The sequence below is a fragment of the Mesorhizobium sp. M7A.F.Ca.US.005.03.1.1 genome, assembly GCF_003997975.1.
Classification (GTDB): Bacteria; Pseudomonadota; Alphaproteobacteria; order Rhizobiales; family Rhizobiaceae; genus Mesorhizobium; species Mesorhizobium ciceri.
In genome coordinates this window covers 1-8429 of sequence record NZ_RZRO01000165.1, presented here as the reverse complement: position 1 = coordinate 8429, position 8429 = coordinate 1, and the positions used below count along the sequence as shown (strand labels likewise).

The 8429-nt window shown below is 64.1% G+C and carries 8 protein-coding genes; 3 read left to right on the top strand and 5 right to left on the bottom strand.

Going from position 1 to position 8429, the window contains the following annotated elements; translation table 11 throughout:
- Both EN990_RS36760 and EN990_RS34165 read right to left on the bottom strand, forming a co-directional pair.
- Nucleotides 1-1223, bottom strand: a 1223-nt coding sequence (locus EN990_RS36760; RefSeq protein WP_127388554.1) for an alpha/beta fold hydrolase, incomplete at its 3' end; no start/stop codon positions are given.
- On the bottom strand, nucleotides 1216-1803 hold the full coding sequence (locus tag EN990_RS34165) for an amino acid synthesis family protein (RefSeq protein ID WP_127367046.1): 588 nt from the start codon (nucleotides 1801-1803) through the stop codon (nucleotides 1216-1218). The genes EN990_RS36760 and EN990_RS34165, both read right to left, overlap by 8 nt.
- A gap of 133 nt (nucleotides 1804-1936) precedes the next feature.
- On the opposite strand from EN990_RS34165, the gene EN990_RS34160 reads away from it, so the two are divergent.
- Nucleotides 1937-2608, top strand: coding sequence for a GntR family transcriptional regulator (locus EN990_RS34160; RefSeq protein WP_013525211.1), 672 nt, complete (start codon nucleotides 1937-1939; stop codon nucleotides 2606-2608).
- A 501-nt stretch (nucleotides 2609-3109) separates the two neighbouring features.
- Here the strand turns inward: EN990_RS34160 and EN990_RS34155 are convergent.
- The 3 genes from EN990_RS34155 to EN990_RS34145 form a co-directional block, all read right to left on the bottom strand.
- Nucleotides 3110-4300, bottom strand: a complete 1191-nt coding sequence (locus tag EN990_RS34155) for an ROK family transcriptional regulator (protein WP_127367047.1) — start codon at nucleotides 4298-4300, stop codon at nucleotides 3110-3112.
- Nucleotides 4301-4441: 141 nt separating this feature from the next.
- Nucleotides 4442-5464 (bottom strand): SIS domain-containing protein, encoded by a 1023-nt coding sequence (locus tag EN990_RS34150; protein ID WP_127369075.1) that lies wholly within the window; start codon nucleotides 5462-5464, stop codon nucleotides 4442-4444.
- Nucleotides 5465-5488: 24 nt separating this feature from the next.
- A complete protein-coding gene (locus tag EN990_RS34145) occupies nucleotides 5489-6388 on the bottom strand; it encodes a BadF/BadG/BcrA/BcrD ATPase family protein (RefSeq protein ID WP_245460978.1) in 900 nt (299 codons plus the stop codon).
- Nucleotides 6389-6525: 137 nt separating this feature from the next.
- Between EN990_RS34145 and EN990_RS34140 the strand changes: the two genes are divergently transcribed.
- Nucleotides 6526-7776: an extracellular solute-binding protein gene (locus EN990_RS34140; RefSeq protein WP_127369077.1), complete on the top strand. Its 1251-nt coding sequence runs from the start codon at nucleotides 6526-6528 to the stop codon at nucleotides 7774-7776.
- A gap of 1 nt (nucleotide 7777) precedes the next feature.
- On the top strand, nucleotides 7778-8429 hold a 652-nt coding region (locus tag EN990_RS34135; protein ID WP_164756006.1), incomplete at its 3' end, for a sugar ABC transporter permease.

Genomic DNA, 8429 nt, shown 5'->3' with positions numbered 1-8429 from the left:
TCGCCGGCCTCGACCAGCCGCTCCATGTCGCAGTCAAAGGACGCGACGGAGCCGTCCAAAACGGGACTGCCGGTCCTTCCCGGCCGCCATGCTACGGCGGCGAACTTGTCGGCGGCTTTCGAGGCGAAGATGCCGGACGCTGCCTTCTGGCCCTCGTTGAGGATGTTGATGGCGAAGCTTTTCGATGTCGCGAAGACAGGATGGCCTAAGGCCTTGTGGGCGATGCAGACCAGCACGAGGGGCGGATCGAGCGACACTGAGGTGAACGAGTTGGCGGTGAAGCCGCGCGGCTCGCCTTCTGGCCCGATGGTGGTGACGATGGTGACGCCGGTGAGGAAGGAGCCAAGCGCACGGCGGAACTCGCCGCTGTCGAACCCGGTATTCGCCTCAGCAGTGCCGCTTCGCTCGATCGCTTCGTCCTCCGCGAGGAAGTCAACGATATGGCGCGTGGTGAGGTCCGGCGCCGCGACCGCCATCATGTGCTTCTCGCCCGGCAGCACCGTGCAGCGGCCATGCGGCGCCAGCCGTGCCATCGCGGCCGACATTGCCGGCGAAGAGTTCCTGTCCTCGGAGCCGGTCATGAACAGGGCCGGTACGGCCAGCGTCGGCAGGCGGTCGGCATGATCGCCGTCGGCACGAGCGAACAGGCGGTAGGTGCGGGCATAGCCTTCCGGGTCGACCGCGCTCAGTGCGGATGCCGTGTTCCGCGCTGCCGCCTCCAGCTCGGTCGGCACCGGATCGCCGAACCAGCGCGCAATGGTCTGTGCCGTGCCGGCCGTATCGCTGCGCCCGTTGAGCGCCACCGCGCGCTGGCGAACGGCTTCGGCCAGTTCAGGTGGCCGCCGGAACACGGCATTCAGGGAAACGATGCGGCGGACGCGCTCCGGTGCGCGCAGGGCCAACTCCTGGGCAACGAGCGCACCCATCGAATGGCCGACGACGGACACCCGGTCGAGGCCAAGATGGTCGAGCAGGCGAATGGCCTGGTCGGCGTAGTCGGCCAGTTCCGGGTGCTGCGGCGGCAGTGGCGACTGGCCGTGGCCGAGCATGTCGATCGCGATGACGTCGAAGCTGTCGGCCATGCGTTCGAACTGCGGCTGCCAGATCGCGGCGTTCATGCCGACGCCGTGGATGAACAGCACCGGCGTGCCAGCGCCGGCACGGATGAAGCAGGTGCCATCGAACGTTGTGCCCTGTCGCGCCCAGGTGGAAGCGTCAGCCATGCACGTCCCCAAGCTCCTTGAGGTCCTGATAGCGATCGCCGATACGATGATGCGGGCGACCGCCGATCGACGCACCAAGCGCCACCACCAGTTCGTCCGGCGCCGGCGCATCGCCGATCTGGAAATGCACGGTCAGGTAATGCGAGCGCCGTCCTTCGTCATTCTTGTCCATCAGTGGGATCATGATCGGCGTGTTCGGCCCGCCGCGCAGGTTGGTGAAGGCAAGATAGGTCTTGGCGCCGACGGCGCGGCGATAATGATTGCCAAAATGCAGCGTGTGGATCAGCGCCGAGGCATGCTCGATCTCGCCAGACGTGCCGCAAATGGCCGCTTTGCCATAGCCCTCGATCGCCTCGCCGGAACCGGCGACGGCAATGATCTCGCGGGTCAGGATCTCTCCGAGCACCGGCGCGCAGGCGCGGATTTCGGGCGACAGATCGTCGGTGAAGCCGCGTCCCGCCCAAGGGTTCGTCAGCACCGCGGCGACGCCGATCAGGCGCAGCGGCCGCGGTGCAGCCTTGCCGCCTTCGATCAGCGTGTTCTCGGTATAAGTCACGATCTTGCGGATGGCAGGCTGCATGGAATCCTCGGGTCGGCGATCCCAGGGACCGTCCGATCCCTGTATCATCTTATGGTATACCATGCTATGGAGCACCAAGTACCTTGTCAACCGGGCATGGAATCTGTTTTCGTGGCGGTGCAGGAGCCAAGACATGCCAGACGACACCCTTCGCATCGACCGCAGCGCCAAGACCTTGAGAACGCTGGCGCTGGAGCGCATGCGCGAAGCCATCATGGATTTCCACTTCCAGCCTGGCGAAAGGTTGGTCGAGCGGCCGCTTTGCGACCAGCTTGGCGTCAGCCGTTCCGTCGTGCGCGAGGTGCTGCGGCAACTGGAGGCCGAGGGGCTCGTGCAGATGATCCCTGGGCACGGGCCGGCCGTAGCCAGGCCGGATCTTGGCCGCACCGACGAGATCTATGAGTTGAGGGCACTGCTTGAAGGCATTGCGGCACGCGCCTGCGCCCTGTCGGCCACCGGCGAGCAACTGGCAACGCTCGAACGCGCGCTGGCGGACTTGTTCGGGGCATGGGCGTCGGCGACGCCGCCGGCAGTGATGCGGGCGACGACGAAATTCTACGAGGCGCTGTTCGAGGCCGCCGACAAGCGTGTCGCCTGGGAAATCGTCAGCGGGCTGAATGTCCGAATCAATCAGCTTCGTTCGATGACCATTCTTTCGGAGAACCGCCGCGAGCCTGCGATCAGCGAGATGAACGAGATCATGGACGCGATAAGGTCGCGCAAGCCCGATGAGGCGGAAGCGGCGGCACGGCGACATGTCGAATCGGCTTGGCAGATCGCTCGAGATAAACTTCGCCTGGTCTAGATCCCGGTGAGTTCAGCCTATCCAACCCGTCGAAGGGCCTTGAAGAAAGTGTCTGCTTCCGGGCAATTGAAAAATGCAACTTTACGACTGAGATGGGGCGCAAAGCTGCCGTCCGCCTTCGAGCCTGGAACTGGATGCCCACTCGATCGTTTAAATAGCATATTCCATTGAAATTTCTCATGAGGAGGAGCGCATCGAGCGAGCGCTCGACCGCGTTGCGGAGATCATCGTCGCACCTAGTGACCAAGGCGAGGAATGGCTTCCTTTATACGACCACCTAGAACGAGCGATGCAGGATCTTCAGGCGAAGGAAAAAAGTCTCGTCGCAGTACGTGGGCGCGCCAAACGAGCGCAGGGTCGAGCGAAAGCACGTTCCCGAACACCGCAAGAAACGAAATCCATATGGCCCAGTCTCTCTCGTCCGTCAGGCGCTTCTTTGGCGCGATGAGCGCCAGCAATGCTCAGTGACGACGAGGTATTGTCCTCCACGATACACCACCTCTAAGGCTCCACGTTTGACGTTGGGGGCAGCACCACAGCCGGGTGGCGCCCTTCGCGCAGCATCAGCCCGAGAGTGTAATCAACCGCCAGCTTCACGGCACCAAGCGCGGTCCCGTCGTCCCCCAGGGAACTGACGGCGATCCGTGTCGGCCACGCAAGCTCTGCCGCGACGCGCTCGACGTTTTCCGTCATCAGCGGGTTTCTGCCGACACCGCCGCCAAGCACGATCAGGCCGGGGTCGAGTATGCCGATACAGCCAGCGGCCAGCCTGCCGATATCGGCGGCATGGCGCGCGACAGCCGCCACCGCCGGTGCTGAGCCCTCCAGAGCACGCGCGAACAGATCCTTGGCCGAGTCGGGCGGCGCGCCTTCCGCAGCGGGCCAGTCGACACGGCAGCGCTCTATTAGCGCCCGAGAGCCGAGATAATGTTCGAGCCCTTCACGATAGGGCGTCTCGCTGGCCGACCATGGAAACGGCATGCGGCCGATTTCGCCGGCCGCACCACCGGCGCCGCGAAACAAACGCCCCTCGGTGATGAGGCCGAGGCCAACCCGCACGCCGACCTGCAGAAAGGCGAAGGTCTGGTGGCCTTGCGCGGCACCAAAATGCATCTCGCCAATGGCCGCGCAGTTGACGTTGTTTTCCAGGACGATCGGCACCTCGATGCTGCGCCGCAGCAGGCCAAGCACGGCAGACGGCCCCCCGGGCCGGTCGAAACGATCATTGGAGACGATGCGCGGCACCGCCACCGCAATGGCGCGCAACGCGCGAAAACTCTTGGCCACCTTGGCCATTGTGGCACGCGCGACCGACTCTACGACGGCGCCGACCGCGTCGGCATCGCCGGCTATCGTTTCCGGGATCGGTTCTTCCGCCGACGCCAGCTTCTGCGCATCCATCGAATAGGCGACGGCGCGCACCTGGGCGGCGCCGACATCGATGCCGATCGCGTAGCCGGCACCTGGACCGATGCCGTAGATCGTCGCCGTGCGGCCAATGGCGCCGCGCTCAATCCCACGCGAGGCGACGAGGCCGAGCGCGCTCAGCTCCGACACCGCCGCCGACATGGTAGGCTTCGACAGGTCGAGCATGGCGCCGAGCTTTGGCCGCGTCACCGGCCCGTGCGAGGCAAGCAGGCGCAGCACCGCCCGGGCGCTGTCGGTCAGATTGGGGATTTCCGCAGCCGCCATCTCAGCCGTTCGACCTTTGCCTGAAATCCTGTCTCCGGTCGGCGAAAGCGCATTCGCTGCCCCGACTCGAAAGCCATATCCTGTCCTCAATGCCTCATTGCTGACCGGTTTGGCAATTTCCGCGATGTCCGGACAAGGACGTCAGACTTCGGTCGGCGACCACGGCTTCAGCTTGGTATCGGTCTGGCGGTAGCGGAACACGATGTCGGTGAGGCCGGCCGCGTCCTGCATGTCGCCGACAATGAGCTGGATGGCGATGATCTCCAGTATGGCATCAGCGATGGCGTTGCCGAGCGCGGGAATCGAGATCACCACCAGCCTGTCGGCTGGAGCGACATCGCTGCGCCGCGTCACCAGCACCGAGGGGCAGCCCAGCGCCGCAAGATCCTGCGCGATCTTCACCTCGCGACCGTCGCCGATGGCGATCAGTCCGGTCGTCGCATCCTGCGATTCCATCGGCCCGTGCAGATAGTTCAGCGTGTCCCATCCCGATGCCGGCACCCGCACCGCCTCGCGTATCAGCATCGCCGCCTCGCCGGCATTGGCGAAGCCGACACCGGCGCCGACGATGTCGATGGATGTTCTGCCCTGCAGCAGCCGGGCCGCCTGCCCGGCAGCGCTTTGCGCACCGGAAAGGACGGTGGCGGCTGCAGGTGGCAAAGTCGTCCAGTCGAATCTGTTGCCGGCGAGCCTGTCGATCAGCATGCCGAGCGCCAGCAAGGTCCCGGTATAGCCGGTGGAGCTTGCGCCATTGTCGGCACCCGAATCCGTTGCCAGCACCGCGCCGGTGAGATCAGCCAGCGGATTGTCGCTGCCGCGGCAGACCGCCAGACGCGGCGCGCCCGACGCCTCGCGCATGACGTCGTAGATTTCGCGGCTCTGCCCGGAGGCCGACAGCGCGATGAACGCATCGGCGGCTGCATCCGTCCGGCCATAGAGATCGGTCGGCGTATAGGCAAAAGCCTTGATACCGGAGGCGCGCAGATAAAGCGCACCGGCCAGCGCCGCCTGATAGCTGGCGCCTATGCCGGCAAGCCCGATCGTCTTGCCGGCAAAAGCGCCGAGATCGAGGTCGTCAAGCGACGAGGCCACCGAACGCCGGCCGATTTCGAGACTTTCCGTCTGGCGCGCCACCGCCGGGCGATAGCCGATACGCTTCATCATTCAAACCGCTCCAATTCCCGAAGATTAGCCCTGGCCGATCAGCAGTCGTCTCGCCAAGGCGACCGCACCCAGCACCGGCGGCTCGCGCAGCAGCAGCACCTGGCTCGACGGCGAGACCTTTGCCATGGCCTCGACGAATGCCGTCATCAACATCGGCTGCTCCGAGATGACCCCGCCGCCAGCCACGACAAGGGCGGGATTGGCGCCGCGTTCGATCAAGAGTTCGACCAATGCGGCCAACCCTGTCCCGCCTTCGCTGATAACACGGATAGCCAGAGCCGAGCCGGCGATCGCCGCGTCGAATACGGCATTGGCATAGCGGCCCCAGACCGCGGCACCACGCGTTTCGTTGAGCAGGATGCCAAGCTTGGTCTGGTCGTCTGTACCCAGTTCGCGCATCAGCCCGGCAATCAGCGGGTCACCATCCTGGCCCCGGTCGAGGCTGTGCCGGATTGCTTTCGCCGCCTCGCGCACCAATGCCGGCGCGCTGCCCTCGTCGCCAAGGATCCAGCCCCAGCCACCGGCTGCCAGCATCTTGCCATCGGCCGTGCGTGCCACCGCGATCGAGCCTGTGCCGGAGACGACGCCGATGCCGTCGATGTAGCCAGCGGCAGGAACCATCAGCTCGGCATCGTTGACCACCTGCACCGCACCACCGGTCCTGCTTGCCAGCAGAGCCTGGAAGCGAAGGCATTGTTCACCCGTGTCGCAGCCATGCGCGCCAACGGCCAGCACAGCGGGCGCGACCCCGCCGCACAATCCCGCGACGATCCCAGCCAGTGTCTCGGCATCAGTCTCCATCTGGCGAATGCGCCAGCTCTCCGTCACCAGCACCTCGTCGGCGATGCGCTCGCCCTGGCACGCCATGATGCGCGTCTTGGTGCCGCCTATATCCACGCCTGCAATGATTTTCTGGGTCACCATATCCACCGCGCAAGCCGGGCTGCCGCGTCCAATCCACATTAGTTAGGAAACTTTACAAACTATCTTTCCAGACGGCAAGAACTATGATTTGATAATCGTCGTAAAAAGCGCATCAAGCGCGATTGGGAGATTGCAACATGAGCAGGAGAAGGATTGGGCTGGCCCTCGCGGCCGCGTCTTTCGCATGGGGATTGGCAGCCAGCGTGGCGCATGCCACCGACATCTCGTTCTGGACCTGGCGCCAGGAAGACAAGGCCGCCTACAACGAACTTTTCGCCGATTTCACCAAGGCCAACCCGGACATCCATGTGAAGTTCGAGTCCTTCCCGGACGAGAACTATCCGACGATCGTCTCGACGGCCTTGGCCGCCGGCAAGGGTGGCGACGTCATCCACACCCACGCCTATGGCTGGCTCGAGCAGTTCGTGAAGGCCGGCTATTTCGAGCCGCAGGATCTGACCACGGTGCCTTCACTCGCTAACCAGCCCGCCGATGCGCTGGTGGCCGGCACCTACCGCGCCGACAAGAAGGTTTATTCCCTGCCCTTCGCCTCGCAGACGCTCGGCCTGTTCATCAACAAGGACGTCTTCGCCAAGACCGGGTTGACCCCGCCGACCACATGGGATGAGTTCATAACCGTCAGCAAGGCGCTGAAGGACAAGGGTATTTATCCCCTCGCCAACGGCATGGGCACAAGCTGGTTCAACGAGATGTTCGTCGCCATCTTCACCAACCCGTTCCTCGGCCAGGATTTTGTCAGCGACCTGACGTCGGGCAAGACCACCTTCAAGGACCCGCGCTATGTCGCCGCACTCGGCAAGCTGCTCGAATTGCGCGACTACATGCCGCCCGGCTTCGAAGGTATCGACTATGACACCGCCGGCCAGCTGTTCATCAGCGGCAAAGCGGCGATGCTTGCCGGCGGCAGCTTCGACATCGCCAGCTACCGCACCCAGAACCCGGCCATCAACATGGACTTCGTCGCCCCGCCCATGGCCAAGGCCGGCGATACGCCGCAGGTGACCAAGTTTTTCGACGGCGGCTATGCGGTCAACGCCAAGTCGGCCAACAAGGAGGCCGCGCTCAGGCTGGTCAACTGGATGGGCACAAAGGAGTTCGGCGACAAGTTCTCCGCTCTGCTCGGCAACATCTCGCCGATCAAGGGCGTCGTCATCAAGGACGAGCTTCTCGCCCATGTCGCCAAGTTGAACGAAACCGCCATGCCGCATATCAATGTCGTCTACTTCCGTTTCGAGAAACCGACGGGATCGGAGCTGCTGCAGGGCGACATCACCAAGATGATGTCGGGTTCGATCACCCCGGACCAGCTGGCCGCCGACCTGACCAACGGCCTCGCCAAATGGTACAAGCCTTTCCAGGGCAAGTGACATGAACAGCGGCCGGCGCCACACCACAAAAGCCTTTCCGTGGCGCCGGTCACTCTGGATCGCGTCCCTGCTGACACCGGCCCTGGTGGTCATGGTGCTGTTCGTGCTCTGGCCGCTGCTCTCAGCCTTCCGCCTTGCCTTCTATGAGTTCAACGGCTTGCAGCCGACCGGATTCATCGGCTTCGAAAACTTCCGCAAGGTGCTGTTTGAACAGCCTTACAGCGACTGGACCTGGAATGCGCTGAAGCACAACATCATCGCCTTCGTGGCGCTGATGGTGTTCGAGAACGGCACCGCTTTCCTGCTCGCCTATGCCTTGCTGAAGGCGCTGCCCGGCCACCGTATCCACCAGGTCATCGTCTTTCTTCCGGTCGTGCTGTCGGCGGTCATCGTCGGCTTCCTGTGGAAACTGTTCCTGCATCCGCTGTTCGGCCTGGTGAACCAGACGCTGGCGCTGGTCGGCATCGGCGCCATACCGTGGCTCGGCAACGAACACACCGCACTCGGCAGCGTCCTGTTCGCCAATGTCTGGCACTGGCTGGGCTTCCCCACCCTGGTGCTGCTGGCCGGCATGCAGCGCGTCAGCAAGGAAGTCATCGAGGCTGCCCGTCTCGACGGCGCCGGCGACTATGTGCTGATGACCAGGATTATCT

Excerpts from the sequence above, each read along its gene's own strand:
- EN990_RS34150 (WP_127369075.1), bottom strand. The coding sequence starts at position 5,464 with ATGATGAAGCGTATCGGCTATCGCCCGGCGGTGGCGCGCCAGACGGAA.
- EN990_RS34140 (WP_127369077.1), top strand. The coding sequence starts at position 6,526 with ATGAGCAGGAGAAGGATTGGGCTGGCCCTCGCGGCCGCGTCTTTCGCA.
- EN990_RS34145 (WP_245460978.1), bottom strand. The coding sequence starts at position 6,388 with ATGGTGACCCAGAAAATCATTGCAGGCGTGGATATAGGCGGCACCAAG.
- EN990_RS34160 (WP_013525211.1), top strand. The coding sequence starts at position 1,937 with ATGCCAGACGACACCCTTCGCATCGACCGCAGCGCCAAGACCTTGAGA.
- EN990_RS34155 (WP_127367047.1), bottom strand. The coding sequence starts at position 4,300 with ATGGCGGCTGCGGAAATCCCCAATCTGACCGACAGCGCCCGGGCGGTG.
- EN990_RS34165 (WP_127367046.1), bottom strand. The coding sequence starts at position 1,803 with ATGCAGCCTGCCATCCGCAAGATCGTGACTTATACCGAGAACACGCTG.